The sequence below is a fragment of the Roseovarius lutimaris genome (genome assembly GCF_900115165.1).
Lineage (GTDB): Bacteria > Pseudomonadota > Alphaproteobacteria > Rhodobacterales > Rhodobacteraceae > Roseovarius > Roseovarius lutimaris.
In genome coordinates, this window is sequence record NZ_FOVP01000016.1 from 1 (window position 1) to 25,036 (window position 25,036).

At 59.8% G+C, this 25,036-nt stretch carries 22 protein-coding genes and 2 pseudogenes; 11 read left to right on the top strand and 13 right to left on the bottom strand.

What is annotated here, in order from left to right:
• Both BMZ91_RS21630 and BMZ91_RS21155 read left to right on the top strand, forming a co-directional pair.
• Positions 1-374: hypothetical protein (locus BMZ91_RS21630; protein ID WP_218145673.1), on the top strand; the 374-nt coding region annotated here is incomplete at its 5' end.
• A gap of 213 nt (positions 375-587) precedes the next feature.
• Positions 588-668: pseudogene (locus BMZ91_RS21155) on the top strand (integrase core domain-containing protein); the annotation flags it as partial.
• 252 nt (positions 669-920) lie between these two features.
• On the opposite strand, the gene BMZ91_RS14010 reads toward BMZ91_RS21155, so the two are convergent.
• Both BMZ91_RS14010 and BMZ91_RS14015 read right to left on the bottom strand, forming a co-directional pair.
• A complete protein-coding gene (locus BMZ91_RS14010; RefSeq protein ID WP_092840181.1) occupies positions 921-1,859 on the bottom strand; it encodes an alpha/beta fold hydrolase in 939 nt (312 codons plus the stop codon).
• Between the two features lie 14 nt (positions 1,860-1,873).
• Positions 1,874-3,121 carry a TRAP transporter substrate-binding protein gene (locus BMZ91_RS14015; protein WP_425441581.1) on the bottom strand — a complete coding sequence of 416 codons (1,248 nt, stop codon included), beginning with the start codon at positions 3,119-3,121 and terminating at the stop codon, positions 1,874-1,876.
• Positions 3,122-3,242: 121 nt separating this feature from the next.
• On the opposite strand from BMZ91_RS14015, the gene BMZ91_RS14020 reads away from it, so the two are divergent.
• Complete coding sequence (locus tag BMZ91_RS14020; RefSeq protein ID WP_092840184.1) at positions 3,243-4,184, top strand: LysR family transcriptional regulator; 942 nt, start codon at positions 3,243-3,245, stop codon at positions 4,182-4,184.
• A gap of 46 nt (positions 4,185-4,230) precedes the next feature.
• Here the strand turns inward: BMZ91_RS14020 and BMZ91_RS14025 are convergent.
• Positions 4,231-4,905, bottom strand: a pseudogene (locus tag BMZ91_RS14025) (IS3 family transposase); the annotation flags it as partial.
• 146 nt (positions 4,906-5,051) lie between these two features.
• On the bottom strand, positions 5,052-6,380 hold the full coding sequence (locus BMZ91_RS14030; RefSeq protein ID WP_092840187.1) for an amidase: 1,329 nt from the start codon (positions 6,378-6,380) through the stop codon (positions 5,052-5,054).
• A 57-nt stretch (positions 6,381-6,437) separates the two neighbouring features.
• On the opposite strand from BMZ91_RS14030, the gene BMZ91_RS14035 reads away from it, so the two are divergent.
• Positions 6,438-7,691: a UbiH/UbiF/VisC/COQ6 family ubiquinone biosynthesis hydroxylase gene (locus tag BMZ91_RS14035; RefSeq protein WP_092840191.1), complete on the top strand. Its 1,254-nt coding sequence runs from the start codon at positions 6,438-6,440 to the stop codon at positions 7,689-7,691.
• On the opposite strand, the gene rsmD is transcribed toward BMZ91_RS14035, so the two are convergent.
• Entirely contained in the window at positions 7,688-8,248 is a 561-nt protein-coding gene (gene rsmD / locus BMZ91_RS14040) for a 16S rRNA (guanine(966)-N(2))-methyltransferase RsmD (protein WP_092840194.1), read from the bottom strand. The two genes, BMZ91_RS14035 and rsmD, sit on opposite strands and share 4 nt — an antisense overlap.
• The gene (locus tag BMZ91_RS14045; RefSeq protein WP_092840197.1) at positions 8,245-9,456 is read right to left on the bottom strand and encodes an NAD(P)/FAD-dependent oxidoreductase; all 1,212 of its coding nucleotides are present in this window, start codon (positions 9,454-9,456) and stop codon (positions 8,245-8,247) included. Before BMZ91_RS14045 ends, rsmD begins: the two co-directional genes overlap by 4 nt.
• Before the next feature lie 101 nt (positions 9,457-9,557).
• Between BMZ91_RS14045 and BMZ91_RS14050 the strand changes: the two genes are divergently transcribed.
• Positions 9,558-10,046: a peroxiredoxin gene (locus tag BMZ91_RS14050; RefSeq protein WP_092840200.1), complete on the top strand. Its 489-nt coding sequence runs from the start codon at positions 9,558-9,560 to the stop codon at positions 10,044-10,046.
• 155 nt (positions 10,047-10,201) lie between these two features.
• Here BMZ91_RS14050 and BMZ91_RS14055 read toward each other — a convergent pair whose 3' ends face one another.
• The 6 genes from BMZ91_RS14055 to BMZ91_RS14080 form a co-directional block, all read right to left on the bottom strand.
• On the bottom strand, positions 10,202-10,498 hold the full coding sequence (locus tag BMZ91_RS14055; RefSeq protein ID WP_092840203.1) for a 4a-hydroxytetrahydrobiopterin dehydratase: 297 nt from the start codon (positions 10,496-10,498) through the stop codon (positions 10,202-10,204).
• A complete protein-coding gene (locus BMZ91_RS14060; protein ID WP_092840206.1) occupies positions 10,495-11,682 on the bottom strand; it encodes a GNAT family N-acetyltransferase in 1,188 nt (395 codons plus the stop codon). Before BMZ91_RS14060 ends, BMZ91_RS14055 begins: the two co-directional genes overlap by 4 nt.
• A gap of 53 nt (positions 11,683-11,735) precedes the next feature.
• Positions 11,736-12,503 carry a glycerophosphodiester phosphodiesterase family protein gene (locus BMZ91_RS14065; protein WP_092840208.1) on the bottom strand — a complete coding sequence of 256 codons (768 nt, stop codon included), beginning with the start codon at positions 12,501-12,503 and terminating at the stop codon, positions 11,736-11,738.
• The gene (locus tag BMZ91_RS14070; RefSeq protein ID WP_092840211.1) at positions 12,500-12,961 is read right to left on the bottom strand and encodes a RidA family protein; all 462 of its coding nucleotides are present in this window, start codon (positions 12,959-12,961) and stop codon (positions 12,500-12,502) included. The genes BMZ91_RS14065 and BMZ91_RS14070 overlap by 4 nt, the downstream gene beginning before the upstream one ends.
• Positions 12,962-13,055: 94 nt before the next feature.
• Complete coding sequence (locus tag BMZ91_RS14075) at positions 13,056-14,363, bottom strand: HlyD family type I secretion periplasmic adaptor subunit (RefSeq protein ID WP_092840214.1); 1,308 nt, start codon at positions 14,361-14,363, stop codon at positions 13,056-13,058.
• Positions 14,360-16,099, bottom strand: a complete 1,740-nt coding sequence (locus BMZ91_RS14080; RefSeq protein ID WP_092840519.1) for a type I secretion system permease/ATPase — start codon at positions 16,097-16,099, stop codon at positions 14,360-14,362. Before BMZ91_RS14080 ends, BMZ91_RS14075 begins: the two co-directional genes overlap by 4 nt.
• A 204-nt stretch (positions 16,100-16,303) precedes the next feature.
• Here BMZ91_RS14080 and BMZ91_RS14085 point away from each other — a divergent pair, with 204 nt between their 5' ends.
• Both BMZ91_RS14085 and BMZ91_RS14090 read left to right on the top strand, forming a co-directional pair.
• The gene (locus tag BMZ91_RS14085) at positions 16,304-17,101 is read left to right on the top strand and encodes an MlaA family lipoprotein (RefSeq protein WP_092840218.1); all 798 of its coding nucleotides are present in this window, start codon (positions 16,304-16,306) and stop codon (positions 17,099-17,101) included.
• Complete coding sequence (locus BMZ91_RS14090) at positions 17,091-17,696, top strand: MlaC/ttg2D family ABC transporter substrate-binding protein (protein ID WP_092840221.1); 606 nt, start codon at positions 17,091-17,093, stop codon at positions 17,694-17,696. The genes BMZ91_RS14085 and BMZ91_RS14090 overlap by 11 nt, the downstream gene beginning before the upstream one ends.
• 54 nt (positions 17,697-17,750) lie before the next feature.
• Here the strand turns inward: BMZ91_RS14090 and BMZ91_RS14095 are convergent, their stop codons facing one another.
• Positions 17,751-19,892 (bottom strand): transglycosylase domain-containing protein, encoded by a 2,142-nt coding sequence (locus BMZ91_RS14095; protein WP_177193874.1) that lies wholly within the window; start codon positions 19,890-19,892, stop codon positions 17,751-17,753.
• Between the two features lie 255 nt (positions 19,893-20,147).
• Between BMZ91_RS14095 and BMZ91_RS14100 the strand changes: the two genes are divergently transcribed.
• The 4 genes from BMZ91_RS14100 (at position 20,148) to BMZ91_RS14115 (ending at position 25,001) form a co-directional block, all read left to right on the top strand.
• Entirely contained in the window at positions 20,148-20,486 is a 339-nt protein-coding gene (locus BMZ91_RS14100; protein WP_073196730.1) for a P-II family nitrogen regulator, read from the top strand.
• Between the two features lie 26 nt (positions 20,487-20,512).
• Entirely contained in the window at positions 20,513-21,838 is a 1,326-nt protein-coding gene (locus tag BMZ91_RS14105; RefSeq protein ID WP_092840226.1) for an ammonium transporter, read from the top strand.
• A gap of 134 nt (positions 21,839-21,972) precedes the next feature.
• A complete protein-coding gene (mutL, locus tag BMZ91_RS14110) occupies positions 21,973-23,835 on the top strand; it encodes a DNA mismatch repair endonuclease MutL (protein WP_092840228.1) in 1,863 nt (620 codons plus the stop codon).
• Positions 23,832-25,001 (top strand): DNA recombination protein RmuC, encoded by a 1,170-nt coding sequence (locus BMZ91_RS14115; protein ID WP_092840231.1) that lies wholly within the window; start codon positions 23,832-23,834, stop codon positions 24,999-25,001. The genes mutL and BMZ91_RS14115 overlap by 4 nt, the downstream gene beginning before the upstream one ends.
• Positions 25,002-25,036: the final 35 nt, after the last annotated feature.

Below are 25,036 nucleotides of genomic sequence, written 5' to 3' on the forward strand. Positions count from 1 at the left end.
CTTCGGGTTTCTCTCGTTTTCCAGCCATCGCTGATCCTCCAAGTTACGGGACAAATCTATCCCAGGTGGTGGACCACTTTCAGGGGGCTATTCCAGGTGCTATCGAGGCAAAAAAAGGCCTCTCAATTAAGAAGAAGCTGTTGTGTTGGGGCGCTTACCTCTTGCTAGCAGTAGTGCCGACTTTCTTTTTGGTCCAAGTTTGGCCCAGTGAAACAAGCACTGTATTGATTTATAGCTCTTCCGATGAAGAGAATTCATTGGTCGGGCCAATCACTGCAACAGTGTTTATGGTTTCTGTGTTCGCTGTTGGTTGGTCTAGGAAGCTGCTAGGAAACGCACTAAAGAACCGAATATTCGGAACTGATGCGAAATGATGCCCAATCATCAACATGTGCGCAGTTTCAGGGTTACAGAGTGCACTAAACTCATGTTTTTATCGTTTCTGAACTGACTTAAAGCAGACCTTGGAGCAGTCGCATCGAATTCACCCTTCGTCCGCTCAGCAGATCTTTGGCAAACAAGAATGCTGCAAAATGTGTCGACCGTCTGCTTCGGGGAAGCTGCAACGCAGCGCTTGGACATCTGGCCAATGGCAGGAAGACCGAAAGGTTGACTGGCATTACATCGCACCCGGCATACCGATGCAGAACGGGTTCGTAGAGAGCTTCGGCCACCAAGACAATCCGCAGCACTGTCAGCCCCTATGAACAAATTAAGCTACTGCACGACGAGACCCTGCGATGAGGGATGTAAAAGCGCCCAAGACCAGTGGCCCGGTCAAAGCTGGAGATCGCTGACATCTTTCGACGGTACGGTCCTACATGACAGCAGACCAATGCGGGGCATGTCAGCCTCTCCCAGATCAAAGTGATGTTGGCGATTGCCCGCACCGCAGGGAGAGGACGGCGCAGGCGACGGCATCAGCTGGCTATTTTCGCAGCGATGCCAGGGTTTACGCCCCAAGATTCGACCTCATGACAGGGGCGGGTCGGCAAGTCATAATGGCGTGAGCGGTCAAATAAGGGCAGACCCGAGGCCAGCATGGAATGTAGGAACCACATCATGCCATTGGCGACGTCCTCGGGTCTTTCCCAAGTCACGAAATGCCCTGCATCAACCACCAGAACCGCTTCAAGCCCGGGAATGTGATCTTCCATACCACGGGCGTATTCAATTGGCTGACGCGGGTCATGTTCACCATGGATATAGAGCACTGGCATCGTGAACTTGGAATAATCCACCGGCTTACTATTCCGTATATGCGAAAAATAGAGCGGCACTACATCCGAAATTCCCGGGTATGAGAATTCTTTAATGATCTCCTGCAATTCGGCCTCATCGGGTCGGCATTCAGGCTTGCATGATGTCTCGAACCAAACGCGCACATAGGCATCAGCATTTGACATCAATTGGCTGGCTTTTTCCGGATTACGACCGTTCCACTGATGATGCAGCGAATTGCGAGCATCATAGGTATGCAGAGACAGGCAGCAGCGGATATAACGTTCAACCCTGTCCGCGACGAGGTTGACAATATTGTCGGCAATCACCACGCCCCAGTCATGTCCAGCAAGGTGAAATTTCTCGACGCCGATGGCATCCAGAAACTCCAGCGTCTCAGCAGCGACGGTGCTGGCGGCATAGTCTCCTTTTGGCTTACCTGACTGGCCATAACCTTTCATGTCAGGGGCAATTACCCGGAACTGCTTGGCCAACGTGGGGATCTGGTGCTGCCAGCAACGCCAGCTTTCGGGAATCCCGTGGAGCAGAACAATCGCAGGGCCGGTGCCTTCTTCAACCCAATGCCAGTCAAGCCCGTTAACAGTAGTAGTGTGGTGTGAAAACTCAATTTGTGACATTTGGAACACTCCTCTCAGGCTGACCGCCACCAGCGGCGGGGTTCAACATTTTCGGGCAGGATATCAGGGCTGATTTCACGCGCGATCCGATGTATTTCCGTGTAAGTATCCTGGCCACCAGACCACTTGTTCAGGCGCTCACGCCATTGTTCCCATGGCTCAGGGTTGTGATCTGGTGCTGCCCGCTGTTCCGCTTCTGCCAACACATCAGCAGAAAGTTCGACAAATGGCACATTGTTCTTCGCAAACGTAGTTCCGGGAAGTTGCGGATTGCTTGCGCCGACCATATTGAGCAATGCGGTTTCTTGTGCGTTTTGCACGTAAATCTGTGTCTGGTACGCCGATTCCATGACCGCATCCTGCAACTCGCCGGAAAGCCGGTCAAAAACGTCAGCGTTCATTGACGTCGCCTCGGTGCCGCAGAATAGACGTAAGTCAATAGCCTGACCTAAAACCGGTGCCATGTTTGCATAAGCGGCTGCCGAAGCCCAGGTTTCAGCCCCATCTATCAAACCTTGTTTCAACCCATCGAGGGTTTCTTCCCAAGCTACTGGTACAGGATTAAGATCAAGCAAGCTCATGGCGATTCGACCCAATTGGGTGCCGGTCACACGGTTTTTTGTACCAGCCAGTTCACTCAAAGACGTGACGACGGGCTTATCTTTTGCCCATGCCTTTCCCATCATCAATCCACGCAATTCGCAGTGCGAGAAAAGGAATTGCAATCCGTGTTTTTCGCGTATCGGATCGCGAAAGATTTTCTGGCTGTCGGGGTGATACAAGAAATAGTACTGCGCCGCTCTTGATGGAAACATATAAGCGTAATCAAGAACGTTGAAGTATGGTGCAGCGCCAGCTGAATTCTGTGTTGACGCAGTGAACACATCGACGATACCCTGCTGTGCTTTCTCCGCACAGCTAAGTTCACCACACATCTGGTTCTGCCCGATGTATTCAATGCGAATTTCACCGTCTGTCCGCTCTTCCAGATCACGCGCAAAATGCAGCCCGCCGGTGACAAGAGTTTTTTCGGAATTCGCACTGAAGCCTGCCGCACCAAATCTTAATGTGTGACGCGGTTCTTTGCCGAACCTGCGTTCATAGGTTGATTCCGCGGCCGCCGCGAGGCCTGGCAAGCTGAAGGCACTACCAGTCGCCCCGGCGATCATAACTGATGACAGACCGAAACGGCCAGACAGGCGCAAGAAGTCGCGCTTGGAAATGTTGTTCTTTATTGAGACGTTCATCTTTTCCTCCCACATTGGCCGATTCCGAATTGACGGCCTGCATCCTCGAAGGTCTCGACATTGCCCATACAAATCAAATGCTATATAAATATGCGAGACATGCCTAAATGGCATGGAATGATGATATGGTAACCTAATGAATTTGCGCAGTCTTCGTTACTTCGCCGCGATCTCACAAGCTAAGAGCATCACCAAAGCAGCTGAGAAACTGCATATCGCGCAACCCGCAGTGTCACGGCAAATCCAGAACCTTGAGGAAGAAATCGGCGTCAGGCTTATGAACCGCTCGCGCGCGGGAATCAAACTGACAGGGGCTGGTGAGTTCCTGTTGCAACGCGTCTTACCGCTTTTGGTGGAACTTGATCAGGCAAAAGAAACCTTATCACAACAGGCCAACGCCGAAGTGCAGGACCTCGTCATCGGGTTGACGACCGGCGAAGGGCTGACCGTGGCGTCGACTCTAATTTCGGGCTGGAACCAGCAATTTCCGGCTGCCAAAATCCGAATATTTGAAGGCCTTGCTCCTACAATTTACGCTGGGCTCAAGGATGGCTCGATTGACATCGGTGTGGTCCCCGAGCCACTTCCATATACTGATATCTGGACCAAACCGCTATTCGAAGAACCCATCGTATTTATAGCACCTAAAGAAGATGTTGATAGTGGCATGCCATTTCGTTCGCTAGACAATCTGGACGTTCCGTCGGCTCTTTCTTTGCCGATTATCTTGCCGAGTTCTCCCAATCCATTACGTACTAGTATCGGGGAGATCGCGGACATATACCACGTAACGTTGAATGTGGCATTGGAACTCGATTCTATGTCGATCATCAAAGATCTGGTGAGACGCGGCAATGCTTACGCGTTTACGACATATGCCCATTTAACAAACGAACTTGAGCATGACCTTCTTCGTGTAGTAGAAATGCCAAAGCAGGTGTTTAAAAGAAACATAAGTCTTTTCGGCTTATTACAGAACGATCACCTTGCCCCAGACAGCCCAGCTGTTGCGTTTATTGAAGAGTTGATTCTGAACACAGTCAAAGATGGTCGCTGGCCAGGCGCTAAATTGTTGTAAAGCTGACTTGGACCTGTCCCGCTTTTGTGCCGCCCCAAGTGCTCGTTTAAGCCACCTTTCGTTCAAAGGCGACGAGGTTTTTCCACGCCAGTGCTGGGTGGCGGCGGCGTGGATTGTAGAAGCCATTGATGTATTGGAAGATCGCCATCTCAGCCCGCCGTCGTGTTTCCCATGATCTCCGCCAGATCAGTTCGGCCTTGATCGTTTTGAAGAGGGTGAGGAGGGAAATAGCCGACAGTCCAGTGGACTGTCGGCCCCGACGTAAAACGGCGGCGTTGTCGTAGCAATTACCTTTGCCGCTCATCGACACCTTGAAGCCGTGTTGGCGCAGGGTCTTCTGGTAATCGTGCGAACAATATTGGCTGCCACAATCCGTATGATGGATGTAGCCCTTTGATGGTGCCCTGAATGCGATGGCCATCTTCAACGCACGGATAGCCAAGTCCCGTTTCATGCTATTACTGACAGCCCAGCCGATTACCCGCCGAGAATGCAGATCGAGAATGACAGCCAAATACAGCCATCACTCACGCGTCCAAACATAACTGATATCGCCCGCCCACTTCTGGTTCGGCAAATTTGCGTTGAAGTCACGGTCGAGCAGGTTCGGTGCGATATTGAATTTATGGTCGCTGTCGGTTGTAACTTTGTGTTTGCGGGTCCGCACGACAGATATGCCGGTTTGGCGCATCAAGCGGCCCACACGCCGATGGCCAACATTCTAGCCAATCTCTTCCAGTCCAATCCCGAGATGTTGATAGTAACGTAGATCATATACCTGATACTTCTATTATAGTACTGATAAGTATCAACTTTCTAACTTGACAATACTCCCGCCGGAGGCGTCCCTGCCGTGCCTCGCGCGCCCTAGGTCAAGGCGTATTCGGCGGCCTTGACCACACGCAAAAGCCGCTCTTCCTGAAATGCCTTGCCACAGAACATGATCCCGCAACTGGGCCGGCCGGTGGGCAATGTCACGGCGCAAAGCCCCATCAGGTTGCCAACCCGGGTGTTGCGCAGGGTCAACAGATTCTCGGTGACATAATAGCCCTCATCGCTCATCAGACGCGCGGCATCGGGCGGCAAATTCGGGGCCGAGGGCATGATCACCGCGTCGTATCCGGCAACGCGCGCGGCCCAATCGCGACGCAAGCCGTCAAGCAGGCGCCATCCGGCCACGTAATCGGCGCTGCTCACCGCTTTGCCACCGCGAAAACGCTCAAGGATCGGTGCGAACATCTTGCCCGGTGCCGCCTCGATCACATCGCGCCAGATGCCATAGGCCTCGCCGGTGAAAAGCGCCGCAGAAAGCGGCATGGCCTGCGCAACTTCGGGCGATTCGATTTCCTCGACCACCGCCCCGGCCTCGCGAAGCCGCGCAACGGCAGCCTCATAGGCGGCGCCCGGTTCGGGGCGCATATCGTCCAGCACAGACGTCTGCAAGGCGGCCAAGCGCAGCCCTTCAAGGCGCGCGCCACGCAGATCGGCGGGTTTGCCTCCCTCAAGCGCCGCCAGCATCAACGCCGCATCCTCGACCGAGCGCGACAACGGCCCGACAGTGTCGAATTTCGCACAAAGCGGTACGACGCCTTCAAGCGACACCCGCCCGGCGGTGGTTTTCAACCCTACCAGATCGTTCCAGGCCGAGGGAATGCGCACCGATCCGCCGGTGTCCGACCCGATCCCGCAGGCCGCAAGATCAAACGCCACGCTGGCCGCAGCCCCCGAAGATGACCCGCCCGGCACGGCGCCCGCGTCATTCACACAAGGCGGCGTCGCCGTCACCGGGTTGAGGCCCAGCCCGGAAAACGCCAGCTCGCTCATATGGGTCTTGCCCAGGCAGACAAGCCCCGCCGCCGATGCGTTGCGCAATACCTCGGCGTCACGCGCGGGCATCCGCCCGGCAAGCAGGGCGCTGCCCGCCTCGGTCGCCACGCCTGCGCTGTCAAACAGGTCTTTCCAACTGACTGGCACGCCGTCAAGCACACCAAGGCGTTGCCCGGCGGCGGCACGCTCGGCGGCGGCCTCGGCCTCGGCGCGCGCCCGCCCCTCGGTCACCGCGCTATAGATCCGGTCGCGCGCCGGGTGGGCGTTGATCGCCTCAAGATAGGTCTCGGTCAGGGCCTGTGGGTCGATCTCGCCGCGCCCGATGCCGCGCCCCAGATCGCCTGCTGTCATCTTTAACCAGTCTCGCATAATCTGCCCCTCGCCTAACGCTGCATTCAAAAATCATTGGTAGCGGCAGAGCGGCGCATGGACAATCCCGGCCCGGCAAACATATTGATAGGCATGGAACATGACAGCGATATCCTGATTGTCGGTGGCGGGTTGAATGGCCCGGCGCTTGCCTTGGCCCTTGCGCGCGCCGGATTGCGCAGCACGGTGCTTGACGCTCTGGCCGAACCGGTGCGCAAGAACGCCGCCTTTGACGGACGCGCCTATGCCCTGGCTCTGGCTTCGGTGCGGCTATTGGATAATCTCGGAATCTGGCAACGGGTCGCTGATCACGCCCAGCCGATGCTTGAAATCAAGGTGTCCGATGGGCATGCGGGACAAGGCCCCGCGCCGTTCTTTCTGCATTTCGATCACGCCGAAATCGAAGAAGGCCCGATGGGGCATATGCTTGAGGATCGTTTCCTGCGCCGTGCCCTGCTTGAGGCGATGAACGAGGCGCCGTTGATCACCCAGATATCTGGTGAGCGTGTCACCGCACAAGAGGTCGGGCCAAAGGGCGCACATGTCACGCTCGCCTCGGGCAAGACCCTGAGCGGGCGACTGATCATCGGCTCGGACGGGCGCGGCTCGGGCACCGCCCTGCGCGCCGGGATAAGGCGCACCGGCTGGAGCTATGGCCAGACCGCTCTGGTGGCGGCCATCGCGCATGAGTTGCCGCATCACGGCATCGCGCATCAGTTTTTCATGCCGCACGGGCCGCTGGCAATCCTGCCCCTGCCCGGCAATCAAAGTTCGATCGTCTGGAGCGAAGCAGATGAAACCGCCGCCCGGTTTGCCGCCCTGTCGGATGCGGATTTCATGCAGGTGCTGCGCCCGCGCTTTGGCGATTTCCTTGGCCAGATCAGGCTGGCGGGCGAACGCTTCACCTATCCGCTCAGCCTGAGCGTCGCCAATCAGTTCGTCGCCGAGCGGCTTGCGCTGATCGGCGATGCGGCGCATGGGATGCACCCGATTGCCGGTCAGGGCCTCAATGCCGGGCTGCGCGATGTGGCCGCTCTGGCGCAGGTGCTTGACGAGGCCACCCATCGCGGCGAAGACTTTGCCGCCGCCGATGTTCTGGCCCGCTATCAGCAATGGCGCCGGTTTGATACCGCCACGCTGGCGATGGCGACTGACATGACCAACCGGCTGTTTTCCAACGATAACCCGCTGTTGCGCGTGGCGCGCGACCTTGGCATGGGCGCAGTCGGCGCCATGCCCGGCCTGCGCCGTGGCTTTATCCGCGAGGCGGCGGGGCTGACGGGCGATCTTCCGGAATTGATGCGCGGCTAAGCGATCCGCTCCAGAAAGCGAATGGTGGTATCGCCATATTTGCGCTCTTCAATAAGCTGGAATCCGTCGGGTGGGGTGATGCCTGCGCTTTCTTCCCAGACAATCAGCGCGCTCTCAGCGATCCAGCCGCCGACGAGGGCGGCGGCAAGCGCCGCTTCGCCAAGGCCCTTGCCATAGGGCGGATCGAGAAACACCAGATCATGCGGCGCGCCGGGGTTCACGCCCGGTCGGCGCGCGTCGGCTTTGAAAATTCGGGTCTGATCCTCGGCGCGGCAGAGCGCGATGTTCTGGTGCAACAGCCCAAGCGCCTTACGCCCGTTCTCGATGAAACTGACCGTCGCCGCGCCGCGCGACAGAGCCTCCAGGCCAAGCGCGCCGGTGCCGGCGAAGATGTCCAAAACCCGCGCGCCCTGCGCCGGATCGCCATAGCCCCCGGCCAACACGTTGAACAGGCTTTCGCGCACCCGATCGCTTGTCGGGCGCAGATGCGCGGCGGCATCCCCTTTGCCGACGCTGGCAAGGGCGCGGCCACGATGTTTTCCGGCGATGATCCTCACGCCTTTAACAGCGCCTTGAGGTCAACGCTTGCATCGCCGACCTGATCCGGATCGGCGGTTTTGCCTGCATCAATCAGCCGCTTGCCGACCATATAGGCGCGCGGATCGTTCATCGCATCAACCGCCAAAAGCTGTGCGCCCTTGAAATACCAGAACGACACCGCATCCTCGCCTTCGGCGGCGCGGGTGACGATGCGGTCATAGTCGGTGTTGAGCCCGGCAATCTGTAGTTTGACATCATATTGATCCGACCAGAACCACGGGCGCGGCACATACTCGATATGCTTGCCGATGATATTGCCCGCCACGCAATCGCCCATATCAATCGCATTGGGCACGCTTTCCAGCCGAAGGCGCCCGCCCCGGTACGGAAAAGAGGCGCAATCGCCGATTGCCCAGATCGACGGATCGCTGGTGCGCCCCACGGCGTCAACCGCAATCCCGTTGTCGATCGCAAGACCTGCGGCCTCGGCAAGGGCCGTGTCGGGGGTGATGCCGACGCCAACAATGACCATATCGACCGCCAATTCGCACCCGTCACTCAGACGCGCGGCGCTGACCTGACCCGCGCCCAAAAGCCGGTCAAGACCGATGCCCTCGCGGATATCGACGCCGTGGCGCGTATGCAGAGCGCGGAAATAATCCGAGGTTTCTTTTGCCGCCACACGTTGCAAAATCCGTTCGCCCATTTCAACCAGAACCACCTGCATGCCGCGACTGGCGGCAACCGCCGCCGCCTCAAGCCCGATATAGCCGCCGCCGACGATCAGCACCTTTGCGCCGGGCAGAAATCCGGGCGCCATAGAATCGACGTCGGCCAACGTGCGCACCACATGCACCCCGCCAAGATCGCCACCAATCGAGGCAGGCAAGCGCCGGGGAAGCGATCCGGTGGCCAGCACCAGGTCGTCATAGCCAAGCCGCTCCTGCCCGATGATCACCGCTTTGGCTGCAGGGTCAATGCCGGTCACTTTCTGGCCAAGGCGCAGGTCAATATCGGCCTCGGAATAAAACCGCTCGGGGCGCAGGTAAAGCCGCTCAAGCGCGAGATCGCCAAGCAGGTATTTCTTGGACAAGGGCGGGCGCTGATAAGGCGGAACGGGTTCGTCGCCGATCAGGGTGATCGCCCCGTCAAAGCCCTCCGCACGCAGCTTGGCCACCACCGATGCACCGGCCTGACCGGCCCCGATCACGACTATCCCCGGCATATGCCCTCTCCCTTGTTCATCTTTATTAATCGTGGTCACTTGCCTATCACCCACCTATACTTACATCCAACCGAAACATGTCTGATAGGTGAGGAACGACCATGAGTATTTCGAAAGGCGACAAACTTCCCGATGCCACGCTTTTGCAACTGGGCGCAGACGGCCCGCAAGAGGTCTCGCTTGGCGAGCACACAGCAGGGCGCAAGGTGGTGATCTTTGCGGTGCCCGGCGCCTATACGCCGACCTGCCATTCGGCGCATGTGCCAAGCTTTGTACGCACCAAGGCGCAGTTTGACGAAAAAGGTGTGGATGAGATCATCTGCATCAGCGTCAACGACCCCTTCGTGATGAAATCCTGGGGTGAGGCAACCGGCGCGACGGAGGCCGGGCTTAGCATGTTGTCGGACCCCCACAGCACGTTCACCAAGGCGATCGGCATGGAATTCGACGCCCCGCCCGCCGGGCTTTATGGCCGCTCCAGACGTTATGCCATGCTGGTCGAGGACGGCACTGTCACCCTGCTACATGCCGAGGAAAGCCCCGGCACCTGTGAAGTGAGTGCAGGCGAGGCGCTTTTGGCGGCTATGTAAGTCGCCCGCCGCTTTGAAGCGGTCGGAAAAGAGCGGCGCAGGTCGCTCTTTTTTGTTGGAATGAGGGGCGCTGCCCCTCACACTCCCCGGGATATTGTCGGCCAGAAGAAGGGTGCAAAGGTTTCAAGCCAATCCCCGCGCAGGGGTGAGGCTATTCATGCGGCAAGGCCGTCCATCTTGCGCGCAAGCTTGAGGTCAAGCGCGCTTAGACCGTCGACATCATGGGTGGTTAAAGTCACCTGCACCTTATTGTAAACATTAAACCATTCCGGGTGGTGGTTCCATTTCTCGGCCCAGATCGCGGCGCGGGTCATAAAGCCGAAGGCCTCGACGAAATCGCGAAACTTGTAGTCTTTTGAAATCGCGTCACGCTCTTCGTCCAGTCTCCAGCCGTTTTCAAGCAGCGGTGTCAGCGTGGTTTTGCGGGCGGTTTCGCTTAAATGTTCGCTCATTCGTGATCCTCCAAATCGGTTTTGCGGAACGGGCCATAGCCGGTGAGTATCTCGATATCCTCGTCCACCGCCGTGCGCTCTGCCTCAAGATAATGCGCGACCGCTTCGGCGAAACCCTCATCGCGCAGCCAGTGCAGGGAATGGGTGCCCACCGGCAAATATCCGCGCGCCAGCTTGTGTTCGCCCTGTGCGCCAGCCTCTACCCGATCAAGCCGCTGTGCAATGGCGAAATCCATGGCTTGGTAATAGCATAGCTCGAAATGCAGGCAGGGATGATCCTCGATGCAGCCCCAGTATCGGCCATAAAGTGCCGAGGCGCCGATCAGGTTCATCGCGCCCGCCACCACGCGCCCGCCGCGCCGCGCCAGCACAAGCAGGATATCATCGCGCAGATGCGCCTGCGCGCGCTCGAAGAACGCCCGCGTGAGATAGGGCGTGCCCCATTTGCGCGCGCCGGTATCCTGATAAAACGCCCAGATCGCATCCCAGTGGTGTGGCTTGATCTGATCGCCGGTCAGCCGTTCGATCTCGCCGCCAAAACCCTGCGCGCGGGCGCGTTCCTTGCGGATGGTCTTGCGTTTGCGCGATGACAGATCGGAGAGGAACGCATCAAAATCGGCGTAGTCGCGATTGATCCAATGATATTGCTGGGTCTTGCGCGCCATAAGGCCCATGGCGACCCCGGCGCGGGCCTCTTCCTCGGTGCAAAAGGTAAGGTGCAGCGAGGACAGCGCATTGCGCTCGGCGGTCTCGACCGCGCCCTGAACAAGGGCGGCGCGGCCAATATCCTCGAATCCCGGACGCACCAAGAGCCGTCGACCGGTGACCGGGGTAAACGGCACGGCAATCTGAAGCTTGGGGTAATAGCGCCCGCCTGCGCGCTCATAGGCGCTGGCCCAGTTGTGATCGAAAATATACTCACCCTGACTATGGGATTTGAGGTAGAGCGGCGCGCAGGCGATGATTTCCCCGTCGGCCTTGGCGGTCATGTAATGGGGCTGCCAGCCGCTTCCCACCCCGACCGAGCGGCTGTCTTCCAGCGCCTTGAGGAACCGATAGGTGGTGAAGGGGTCATTCGGGCGTGCGCCGCCCATGGCCTCGGGACAGGCGCAGGCATCCCAGGCATCCGGCCCGATCTGCGCCAGGGTGTCGTGCAGGCTTATCACTACCTCGCTTTGCGTCATTGCCCCCGCCGTTCTCTTCCCGCCCTCCTTATCTGACCCGCTTTGCGCAGGGATCAAGCGGCGGGCGTGGGAAGATAACCCTCGAATGTGATGTTATCCATTGTTTTGCGCGCCTCGGCCTCGGCTTTGGGCGAGCGCACGGTCCAACAAAAAAGACCGGCGCCCTCGGCCTTGAGGTCGGCAAGGCGCGGATTGTCGAGATCGTCGATATCATGGCTGACAAAAACCGATCCGGTCGCGCCATAGTCGGGAATACCCCGAAGTCGCGCGCGGGTCTCGGCGCGCAGCATCGGCCAATCCTCGGCGGTATAGCCACAGGTAACGATCCCGCGCGGTACATCCCGCGCAAGGCTGGCCATGCGGGCCACCATATGCGGGTTGAACGACATCACCGCGACCGGGCCGGCGTAGCCCGCAAGACACTGCGCCGTGGCCTGCTCCAGCGTGCCATCGGTCTCGCCCATCTGGCCGTGCTGATCCTTGAGCTCGATCAAAAGCGGGACGCGCCCGGCGACAAGCGCCAGCACTTCGGCAAGACCCGGAATGCCCTCATCGCCCCCCAAAAGCGGGATTTGCGCAAGCTCGGCGGCATCGCGTTGGCGCACCGGCCCCCTGACGCCGGTCAACCGCCCAAGATCGTAGTCGTGAAACACCATCGCGCGCCCGTCGCGCGACAGTTGCAGATCAATCTCTATCCCATAGCCCGCCTTGATCGCCGCACGGATCGCCGCGCGCGAATTCTCGGGCCGCCCATCCGCAACGTCATGCAGCCCGCGATGCGCAAGCGGCGGGCGAAAAAACACCTCTGGCAGGGCCGTCATCTGATCTGAAACACCCCGTCGATTTCAACCGCCACGCCAAACGGCAAGGACGGCGCCGACACCGCCGCACGCGCATGTTTACCCGCCTCGCCAAGCGCCTCGCCGATGAAATCGGAGGCGCCGTTGATCACCTGCGGCTGATCGGTGAAATCGGCGGTGGAATTGACAAAACCGGTCAGTTTGACCACCCGCACCAGCCGATCAAGGTCGCCACCACAGGCCGCCTTGACCTGGGCCAAAAGCGCAATCGCACAGACCCTGGCCGCCGCCGCGCCTGCCGCCGCATCCATATCCTCGCCAAGCGTGCCGACGATTAGCCCACTGTCATCCTTGGCAATCTGGCCGGAAACATAAAGCATGTCCCCCGCCTGCACATAGGGCACGTAATTGGCCGCAGGGGCCGGGGCGTCGGGAAGGGTGACCCCCATCTCGGCAAGTTTCGTTTCAAATTGACCCATGTCCACGTCTCCCTTGGTACAGCGTTGCGCAGAAGCTAGTCGCTGTTATTCGGGAATGAAATCGAAAAACGGTTCCGCGCGCGATCAAATCCGCCTAACCGCGAAAGGCTTTGCTCAGATAATCGGTGAAGGGCTTGAGAAGATAGGCAATCGGGGTGCGATCCTCGGTGCGGATAAACGTCTCGACCGGCATGCCGGGGATCAGGGTCGTGCCTTCTGGCAGGCGGTCCTTTTCACCTTCGACAAGCACGATTTCGGCGCGGTAATAATTGGCACGCGTCGCCTCGTCCTGAAAGGCATCCGCCGAGATTTGCGTGACGCGCCCGGTCAGTTCGGGCGTGCGCCGCTGATCGAGCGCGGTGAACCGCAAAGTGACGTCCTGACCAAGGAAAAGCTTGTCCACATGGATCGCATCCACCCTCGCATTGATCACCAGAGCGCGGTCCTGCGGCACGATGTAAAGCACCGGGTCGGCCGGGCGCAGGACAGAGCGCAGGGCGAAAACACTCATGTCATAGACCACCCCCGCCACCGGCGCGGTGATCTCCAGCCGACTCATCTGCTCGATCATGGCGCGGCGCTCTTCGCGCAGTTCCAGCTCGCGCAGTTGCAGATCGCGCAGCGTGGTGATCGCCTCTTCGCGCCGATCCGAACCGAGTTTCAGAATCTGGGTGTCGATCTCGGTGATACGCCCGCCAGCCTGTGCCTTTTGCGCAATGAGATCGCCCACAGACCCGGTAAGGCGGGCCTGTTCGCGTTGCAGACCAAGCACCCGACCGGCCTGCGCCAGCCCACGATCAAACAGCGATTGCTGGTCGCGCAGCTCTTGTTCAATCAACTCGAGCTGGCGGGCTAGCGCCACCTGCTGGGCCTCGATGCCCTCGATCTGATTGGTGATCTGACCGCGCCGCTTTTCCAGCTGGTCAATCTCGGCGGCATTGGTTTCCTCGCGCGCGCGGAACAGGTTTTCCTGCCCAGCCATAAGGTTGGCCGCATCAGGCATATGCGCAGCCAGTTCCATCAGAAGCGGATCAAACTCAATATCGCGGCGCCCGTCACGCTCGGCCTCAAGCCGACCGCGCCGAGCCATCAACTCCGCCAGCTGGTTTTCGTTGATTGACAGGGTGGATTGCAATAGCGTCGCGTCAAGCCGCAACAGAACCTGCCCTTCGGTCACAGAATCGCCTTCCTGCACGTAGATTTCGGCGACAACACCACCATCAGGGTGCTGCACAACCTGTCGGTTCTGATCCACCTCGATGCGCCCACTGGCGATGATCGCGCCGGAAATCTGGGTCAAACCGGCCCATGTGCCAAAGCCCCCGACCAGCAGAACCAGCCCCAGAAGCCCGATAATGACCGGCATGCGTGCCGACCATGCAGCATCAGATGGCGCGCTCATTGCAGGCCTCCCTTGGTGGTGGCGGCGGCCAGGTCCTTATGGTTTTGCAGAACCTCCTGTAGCACCTTGTCGCGTGGCCCAAAGGCCCGCGCCGCGCCGTTGTCCAGCATCAGCAGGAAATCGCATTCCTTGATGACCGCCGGGCGGTGCGCCACGATAACCACGGCCTTGCCGTCGGCCTTGAAGCTGCGAATCGCGGAGTTCACGGCCTCGCTGCCTTCGTTGTCCAGATTTGAATTGGGTTCATCCAGAACAAGGATGACAGGGTCGCCATACATAGCGCGTGCCAGACCGATGCGCTGAACCTGCCCGCCGGACAGACGCCCGCCATTGGCGCTTACCTTCGTGTCATAGCCATCGGGCAGCTTCAGGATCATGTCATGCGCATCGGCCTTTTTGGCCGCCTCAACCACTTTGGCCGCATCGGGTTCTTGCGAAAGACGCGCGATGTTCTCGGCGATCGTCCCTTCGAAGAGCTGTACGCGCTGCGGCAGATATCCAATATGTCGCCCAAGCACCGCCGGATCGTATTGATCAAGCGATGCGCCATCGAGCCGGATTTTACCCCCGGCCGGGCGCCAGACGCCGGTAATGGCGCGCGCCAAAGTCGATTTGCCGGCCCCCGAGGTGCCGATCACGCCAAGCGCCTGCCCCGGCTCTATCTTGAAGGTGATTGATTTGAGGGCCGCCTGGCTCTCGCCGGGCGCCACCACGGTGACCTGTTGCATCTCCAGGATGGCGCGCGGATCGGGCAAGGCGGTGCGCGGCTGTTCCGGCGGCACGGCGCCAAGCAATTCCGCCAGGCTGTCCCAGCCTTTGGCCGCACGTTGAACCAATGCCCATTGTCCGAGCGCCTGTTCAATCGGCGCCAAGGCCCGCCCCAGCAGGATAGAGCCCGCGATCATCCCACCGGGAGTCATCTCGCCCCTAAGCACAAGGTATGCGCCAAGGCCAAGCATCGCCGATTGCAGCAACAGGCGAAAGGCCTTGGTGGAAGTGATGAAGCTGCCGCCTATATCGGCCGAGCGGACTTGCTCGACCAGCGCGACTTTACGCGCCTCCTGCCAGCGATCAAAAGCGGCATCGCGCATCCCCATGGCCTGAACCATCTCGGCTTCACTGCGCAATTTCTCGGAGGTCGATTCGGCCTTGACGCTGGCGCTATTGGCGCGGCCAACAGGGTGACGTGTGACGAGCTGATTGATCGCGGCGACACACACAAGAACAAGCCCGCCAATTAGCGAAAGCACACCCAGCCAAGGGTGAAAGACCCAAATCGCGGCAAAGAAGAACGGTGCCCAAGGGATGTCGAAAATCGACAGCAAGACCGGCGACGTCATCAGCCGCTGCACCGCTTCCAGATCGCGCAGACCGGTGGCGGTCGTGGCATCCGGCGCGACAGCAGACTTGCGAATCACCGCGTCAAACACCCGGCGGTCGAGACGGGCCTGAAAGCGGGCCCCGACACGTCCCATGATCCGCCCGCGGGCATAATCCAGAAGCGCCATCATACCGTAGAGAAACAGCACAAGCACCGATAGCGCGATCAATGTCTCGACAGAGCCGCTTCCAAGTACCCGATCATAGACCTGAAGCATATAAATCGGGCCGGTCAGCATCAGGAGGTTTGCAAAAAAACTGAAAACACCGACGAACCAGTACAGACCACGGCTTTCACGGCGCGCAGCGCGCAATTCTTCGCGTCCCGCCTCAAGTTTTCGCTTATCCAGTCGCATGCTCATCCCGTATGCTATACCTTACGTCTTGCAAAGAAGCGGTTTAAATGAGTAAAGCCAATGTCACCATTCTGCCACAGCATTGTGAACAAGCCGCAAACGATACTGGGTTTGCTCGCCCGATCATATATGTAACCTTTTGATTCCCTGAATTTCCGGATATTTCCATTGCTGCCCTCAAACTTAAAACTGCTGTCCTCACCGATGCGCCGTGTGGCCGCCCTCACGGGCCTGATTCTGCTTGCGGCCTGCGCCAAGCCTGACCCGTCGCGCGACACCCAAAAGCCGTTCGATCCCTATGAGGGTCAGAACCGCGAGATTCACCAGTTCAACCGTGGTTTTGACCGCGCGTTGGTGCGCCCGGTGGCCAAGGGCTACACAGATGTAGTGCCCGACGACATCGAGAACGCTATTGTGCGGTTTGCCGTCAATCTGTCGCTGCCCAGTGACGTCGTCAACAACGTGCTTCAGCTCAACATGCGTGGCGCCATTCAGGACACCGCGCGCTTTGTCGTGAACACCACTGTCGGCCTTGGCGGGCTCTTTGATCCGGCCAGCGAAATGGGCATGCCCGCAGGCACGAACACCGATTTCGGCCAAACCCTGCATGTCTGGGGCGCACGCGAAGGCGCCTATGTCGAATTGCCGATTCTCGGACCCTCGACAGAGCGTGATACCTGGGGCATGGCCGTGGATCTATTCACCAACCCGCTCACCTATGTGCTGGATTCACCCGAGAGCTTTGCCGGCACCGCCGCAGGCGTCTCCGCCGGTCTGAGCAAACGCGAAAAATTCGGCGATACGATCGATTCAATTCTCTATGAGAGCGCAGACAGTTACGCACAGTCACGATCACTTTATCTACAAAATCGCCGCTTTGAACTGGGCGGAACAGAGAGCAATACCTATATCGACCCCTATGGTGCGCCTGCCCTGTCCGGGACTGACCCTTACGGCGCACCCACCACGTCCGGCTCGTTGGAGGACCCCTATGACCAGTAACCTATCTCGTCGCCATTTTGTCGCCACAGGTCTCGCCTTTGGCGGGCTTGCCGCATTGCCGTCCGGCGTTCTGGCGCTTACCGATGCGCGGGCGCGCTCACTCGTTGACGCGATCGTGTCGGATATCAACCGGGTGATCGCGTCGGGCAAATCGGTGTCCAGCATGATCAAGGATTTCGAGCGTATTTTTACGCGCTACGCCGATGTGAACATCATCGCCCGTTCGACCCTTGGGGCCGATGCCAACCGGATTTCAAGCAGCCAGATGGCCGCCTTTACCGAGGCGTTTCGGGGCTATATCGCGCGCAAATACGGCAAACGCTTCAACGAGTTTGTCGGCGGTCGCATCGAAGTGAATTCGGTCAAGGAGGTGAAATCCTGGCATGAGGTGAAATCGACCGCCTATCTGCGCGGCGAATCGCCCTTCGAGGTCAGCTTTCTGATCTCTGACCGCTCGGGCCAGGACCGGTTTTTTGACATGATCATCGAAGGTATCAGCCTGCGCCTGAGTGAACGCACCGAAGTGGGCGCGATGCTGGACCGTCGCAATGGCGATATCAATGCGATGATCGCCGACCTCAAAAAGGCAGGTTGATCCCCGATCGGCCCCTCTGATTTTGTTGAACGGCGCCCCCTTCGGGCGCCGTTTTCAATTGCCACCAAAGATACCGCGCAGGATATTTTCAATCGGGTTGTTGCCTCTTGGCCTTTGCTCGCGCCGCTCGGGCGCGGCCGGGGCGGGGTCTGGTCTGGGCGCGGGGCGCAGCATCGGTAGCGGCTTGACCGGCACACCCTCATGCACGCGCAGCATCGTCTCATGCCAGATTTCCGCCGGAAGCCCACCCCCCGTCACCCCGGTGAGGGGCGTGTTGTCGTCATAGCCCATCCAGACCCCCGCCACATAATCGGCGCTGAAGCCAAGAAACCAGGCATCGCGCGCGGCCTGTGTGGTGCCGGTCTTTCCGGCCGCCTCGCGGTCCGGCAGCTTGGCGCGCGCACCGGTGCCGCCATCGACCACGCGGCTCATCATATAGATAAGCTCGCGGGCGGCTTCTTCGCGGATCACCCGCTCGCCAATACCGCCGCCACTGCCCATCAAAGGGGTTTGCTCGCCAAGCAGGCTAAGTTCAACCAGGCCGTAAGGCGTGACCGACGACCCACCGTTCAGAATGCCGGCATAAGCCCCGGTCATCTCGATCAGCGTGCTTTCCGAGGCCCCGAGCGCCAGGGCCGGCCCCGCCGCCAGATCGCTTTCGATGCCAAAGTCACCCGCCACCTTGCGCACAAGATCGCGGCCCACGCTTTCCGAAATCTTGACCGCAGGCACATTCAGCGACTGGCGTAACGCCTCGGCCAGGGTCACGCGGCCATAATGCTTGCGGGTATAATTCTCCGGGCACCAGCGGCCCGATCCTGGGATATTAAGACAATAGGGCTCGTCCACGACGACCGAATCCCAATGATAGCCGAGCTCAAGCGCGGTGGCGTAGACGAAGGGCTTGAAGGCCGATCCGGTCTGGCGTTTGGCCTGTGTTGCCCGGTTGAAGGCGCCCACGACCTTGGTCTTGCGCCCCCCCACCATGCCCCGCACCGCGCCATCCGCCGACATCACCACAATCGCCGCCTGCGCCTTGGACCCCTCGCGCACCTTTTCGTCGAAAATATACTTGAGCGCATCTTCGGCCGCGCGTTGAATGCGCTGATCAAGCGTGGTCTTGATGATCACATCCTCAGTCGTATCGCGGGTGAAAAACTCTGGCCCCGAGGCCATGACCCAATCGGCAAAATAGCCGCCGGCCTGCGCCTCTGCCGCCTCCGATAGCTCTGCGGGATTGGCCAGGGCGATGGCAACCTCCTGATCCGACAAATAGCCCTGACGGCGCATCAGGCCGATCACAACCGAGGCCCGGTTTTGCGAGCGTTCAAGGTTGCTTGTCGGGGCCAATGTCGAGGGGGCGGTCAAAAGACCGGCCAGCATTGCGCCCTCGGACGGGTTGAGATCGGCCGACGATTTGCCGAAATAACGCTGCGCTGCGGCCTCGGCCCCGTAAGCGCCACCGCCAAGATAGGCCCGGTTCAAATAGACCGACAGAACCTGATCCTTGGTATATTTCGCCTCCATCGCGAGGGCATAGACCGCCTCTTTCGCCTTGCGCCACAGTGAGGAACGACGGCAATCAGCGACGTATTCGGCCTCGCTCTTCCATCGGGTCTCGTCATATTTGACGCCAAAACACAGCAATTTGGCGGTTTGCTGGGTGATGGTCGAGCCTCCATTGCCCGACAGCGGGCCACGGCCTTCGCGCAGGTTGATGCGAATCGCGCTTGCAATGCCGATCGGGTCAACGCCGGGATGCATGTAAAACCGTCGGTCTTCGGTGGCGATCACCGCGTTCTTGAGATGCTTGCTGACGGTCTTGGCATTGACCACGCCGCCAAACTGATCGCCGCGCCAGGCAAAGACATCGCCCTCGCGATCCAAAAGCGTGACCGACCCCTTGGCGCGCCCATCCAGCAGCGCCGCATACTCGGGCAAGGTGGTATAGGTATAGCCCACGGACAGACCGACAATCAGCGCAATGATCGCGCCAACTCGCCAGCTGATCCCCCAGATGACCCGAAAGACCCAGCCGATGATGCGCGCAAAGAAGGCGATGATCGGATTGCGGATGCGTGCCGGTTTGCGCCGCGCCCGTTTGGCCGCAGGTTTACGCCGCGCCGGTTTGGCCGGGGCCTTGCGCGTACGCTTGGGGGCCACCAAAGGCGGCTTCTTACGTCCTGAATTGCTCATGCTCGCCCTGCCCGGACCTGTTGCTTTGCGCCACTCTATCGTGCCCTTTCACAAAAGTAGAGACCCCGGAGCGTCGCGTGGGAATTTTCCAATCGCCCATTTTTTAGCCGCGAAAGCATTTTTGCCCAATATTTAATCACCCCCCTGCGGCAATCCTCCCCAAATGCGCGCTTCTGGCTTCAAGAATCCGCGTTCTGCGCTTTTTCTGCGGGTGCAAACAACGCGCTGAGCCACAGGAAACCGAAAGGGGTAGACGTGAAACTCATCATTGCAACGATAAAGCCGTTCAAACTCGAAGAGGTCCGCGAAGCGCTGACCGAGATCGGGGTCCGCGGCATGATGGTTACTGAAATCAAGGGCTTCGGCTCGCAGTCGGGACACACCGAAATATATCGCGGCGCCGAATATGCCGTGAATTTCGTGCCCAAGATCAAGCTTGAAATCGGCGTAAGTGCCGGCATGGCCGATCAGGTGGTCGAGACAATTACCAAGACCGCCCGCACCGGCAAGATCGGTGACGGCAAGATCTTTGTTCTCGACATCGCCCAGGCCGTGCGCGTGCGCACCGGCGAAACCAACGACGACGCGCTTTGACAGCGCGCAGGGGAAAGGACAGTACAATGAATTCCATGACCAAACTTGGCCTTGCCGCAACGCTGATCGCGCTGCCGCAGCTTGGCCTTGCTCAAGAGGCCGATACGACGCCAACCAATGCCGATATCGGGTTTATCTTCACCACCTTCATGTTCCTCGTCTCGGGCTTTCTGGTGTTCTTCATGGCCGCCGGCTTTGCCATGCTCGAAGCGGGCCTTGTGCGCGGCAAGAACGTTGCGATGCAGCTTACCAAGAATATTTCGCTCTTCTCGCTCGCCTCGCTGTTTTACTATATTCTCGGCTATAACCTGATGTACCCCGGCGACGGCTGGACCATGCAGGGCATGCTTGGCGCCTTCTCGATCACCGCGCTCGAGCCGGTTGGCCTTGCCGGGGCGGAACCTGACCTGACCTATGCGTCGGTTGGCTCTGACTTTTTCTTTCAGCTGATGTTTTGTGCCGCGACCGCGTCGATCGTGTCGGGTGCTGTGGCTGAGCGCATCAAGCTCTGGCCTTTCCTGATCTTCACCATCGTTCTGACGGCTGTGATCTATCCGGTTCAGGCCAGCTGGAAATGGGGCGGTGGCTTCCTTGACGAAATGGGCTTTCTCGACTTTGCGGGTTCGACCGTCGTGCATTCGGTGGGGGGCTGGGCCGCTCTGACCGGCGCGATCATCCTGGGGCCGCGCATCGGCAAATACGCCAAAGACGGTCGTGTGATCCCGATCCCCGGCTCGAACCTTGCGCTTGCCACTCTGGGGACGTTCATCCTGTGGCTCGGTTGGTTCGGCTTTAATGGCGGTTCGCAGCTTTACATGGACACCGCCGGCAACGTGGCCGATATCAGCCGGATCTTCTCGAACACCAACATCGCGGCCGCCTCTGGCGCAGTGGTTGCTCTGATCCTGACGCAGATGCTCTACAAAAAGCCTGACCTTACGATGATCCTGAACGGCGCATTGGCGGGTCTGGTGTCGATCACCGCCGAGCCGCTGACGCCCTCGCTTTTCCAGGCCATGCTTATCGGTGGTGTCGGTGGTGCGATCGTGGTCTTCGCCGTGCCGATGCTCGACAAGTTCAAGATCGACGACGTCGTCGGTGCCATTCCGGTGCATCTCTTCGCCGGTATCTGGGGTACACTGGCGGTGCCGCTGACCAACTCGGACGCCAGCTTTGGCACCCAGATCATCTCGATCCTGATCGTTGGCGCCTTTGTTGTTGTCGCCTCGGCCGTCGTCTGGATGCTGCTCAAGGGCACCATGGGTCTGCGCGTCACCGAAGAGGATGAAATCAACGGCCTCGACATGGCAGAGCTGGGCATGGAGGCCTATCCTGAATTCTCCAAAGGCTGATCTTTCCTCCTCCCTGATCAGCTGTAAGAGATATTCCCGGGCGTTCGCGCCCGGGTTTTTTTATGCACAATCGGCGTGTCCCACCTTCTGGCGCATCTAGCAGAATCGCCCAGACCCGTGCTAAGTCTTGCGGTATGAGCACCGCCAACCCCAATATAGACCCGGTTCAGCCGACAATTCGCCAGCTTGACGAGGGCGCCATCAACCGCATCGCGGCCGGCGAGGTGGTCGAACGCCCGGCCTCTGCGGTCAAGGAACTGGTGGAAAACGCCCTTGACGCCGACGCAACCCGGATCGAAGTGGCCTTTGCCGATGGCGGCAAAACCCTGATCCGCGTGGTCGATGACGGATGTGGTATCGCGCCCGGACAATTGCCGCTGGCGCTTGCGCGTCATGCAACGTCAAAGATTGATGGCTCGGACCTGCTCAACATCCATTCCTTCGGGTTTCGTGGCGAGGCATTGCCGTCGCTTGGGGCGGTGGGTCGGCTGACCATCACCTCGCGGGCGCGCGGGTGCGAGGCTGCCGAAATCTCGGTTTCGGGCGGACAGATGAGCGTGGTCAAACCCGCTGCGCTGAATTCGGGCACCACGGTCACTCTGCGCGATCTGTTTTACGCCACCCCTGCGCGGTTAAAATTCATGCGCACCGACCGCGCCGAGACTCAGGCGATCAGCGACACGGTCAAACGCCTTGCCATGGCCGAACCGTTTGTCGGCTTTACCCTGCGCGATATTTCCGGCGGCGGCGAGGGGCGCGTTACCTTTCGCGCCGAGGCCGAAACCGGCGATCTGTTTGACGCGCTGCACGGGCGGCTGGCGCGTATCCTTGGGGCGGAGTTCGCCGAAAATGCCCTGCGGATCGAGGCGACGCGCGAGGGGATAAACATGACCGGCTATGCCGCCCTGCCGACCTATTCGCGCGGCTCGTCGGTGACGCAATACCTTTTCGTAAACGGCCGCCCGGTGCGCGACAAGATGCTCTATGGCGCGCTTCGGGCCGCTTATAGCGATGTGCTTAGCCGTGACCGCCATCCGGCGGCGGCGCTGTTTCTGGACTGCGACCCGAGCCTTGTAGATGTCAACGTCCACCCGGCCAAATCCGAGGTCCGCTTTCGCGATCCGGGGCTGGCGCGCGGGCTTATCGTGTCGGGGCTGCGCCATGCCCTGGCCGAGGCCGGGCATCGCGCCTCAAGCACCGTTGCCGGGGCCACGCTTGGGGCGTTTCGCCCCGAGGAAACCGCGACATCCGGCGCGCGCGTCTACCAGATGGATCGCCCGTCCTCTGCTGCCCGCGCCCTTGCCTATCAGGCGCAAGCGCCCGGTTTTGCCGAAATGCAGCAGGCCTATAGCGCGCGAGTCGAGCCGGAGCCTGTCGAGACCGGCACGCAAGAGCCGGACGAGCCCCCCGCAACCGCCCTGCCGCTTGGTGCGGCGCGCGCGCAGGTACATGAGAATTATATCATCGCCCAGACCGAAACCGGCATGGTCATCGTCGATCAGCATGCGGCGCACGAACGGCTGGTCTATGAACGCCTCAAGGCGCAGATGGCCGATGCCGGCGTTGCCTCGCAGGCGCTTTTGATCCCCGATATCGTTGACCTCTGCGAGGCCGATTGCGCCGTCCTGCTTGACGCGGCGGAAGATCTTGCGCGGCTTGGCCTTATCCTCGAACCCTTCGGTCCGGGAAACATCGCCGTGCGCGAAACCCCGGCCATTCTCGGGCAGGTCAACGCCCCGGCCCTGTTGCGCGATATCCTTGATGAGCTTGCCGATCAGGGCGATAGCCAGACGCTGAAGTCACGCATCGACGCGATCCTGTCGCGGGTCGCCTGTCATGGCTCTATCCGCTCGGGGCGCCGCATGAGTGGCGAAGAAATGAACGCCCTATTGCGCGAGATGGAGCGCACGCCGCTTTCGGGCCAATGCAACCACGGCCGCCCCACCTATGTCGAATTGCGTCTGTCCGACATCGAACGCCTGTTCGGACGCACATGATCCAAATCGGCAATACCCAGTTTTCGCTCAGCGATCCGCTGGTGCTGGCCGCCCTCCTGGGGGGCGCGCTCGTGATGCTCATCCTGATCCTTTTAATCATGGCGGTACGCGCCTCGGCGCGCTCGGCCAACCTTGCCGAACCGCTGGCGCAACAGGTCGGGCAATTGGGGCTTCGGGTGCAGGGGCTGAGCGACGGGCAACACCAGCTTGCTGGTGGGCTCAACCATGTGTCCGAGGCGCAGGCGGCGGCGCAAACGCATTTGTTGCAACTGATGGAAAAGCGCCTGTCGCAGGTCTCCGAACAAATGTCGGAAAACCTGCAAGGCTCGGCCCGGCGCACAGCGCAATCGCTTGGCGATCTGCAACAGCGGCTTCAGGCGATCGACAAGGCGCAGGACAATATCACCAAGCTTTCAGGCGATGTTCTGTCGCTTCAGGATATCCTGAGCAACAAACAGACCCGCGGCGCGTTTGGTGAAATCCAGCTGACCGATATCGTGACCAAGGCGCTGCCCTCGGACAGCTATAGCCTGCAACACACGCTCTCGAACGGGCGGCGGGCCGATTGCCTTATCCATCTGCCCAACCCGCCGGGGCCGATCTGCATCGACAGCAAGTTCCCGCTTGAGGCCTATGAGGCCCTGCGCCGTGCCAAAACCGATTGGGAATTGAACGAAGCCGCCAAATTTTTGCGGGTGTCGGTCAAGAAACACATCCGCGACATATCAGAGAAATACATTCTCGATGGCGAGACCGCCGATGGCGCCTTGATGTTTCTGCCCTCAGAGGCGGTCTATGCCGAGCTTCACGCCAATTTCCCCGAACTGGTGCGCGACGGCTTTGCCGCACGGGTCTGGATCGTGTCGCCGACCACCTGCATGGCGACACTCAACACCATGCGCGCCATTCTCAAGGATGCCCGCATGCGCGAACAGGCCGGCGCGATCCGGCGCGAGTTGGGGCTTTTGTTCGGCGATGTCGAGCGGCTTGGCACGCGGGTGGAAAACCTTGACCGGCACTTCAATCAGGCATCCAAGGACATCTCGGAGATCAAGATTTCCGCCGACAAGGCCGGGCGCCGTGCCCGCCGTCTCGACAATTTCGATTTCGAGGAACTGGCCCCCGATGCCGACACCCAGATCATCGCGCTGTCCAAAGACAGCTAGAGCGGGTTGCGGGCAATCTGGCAATATCCGCTCAA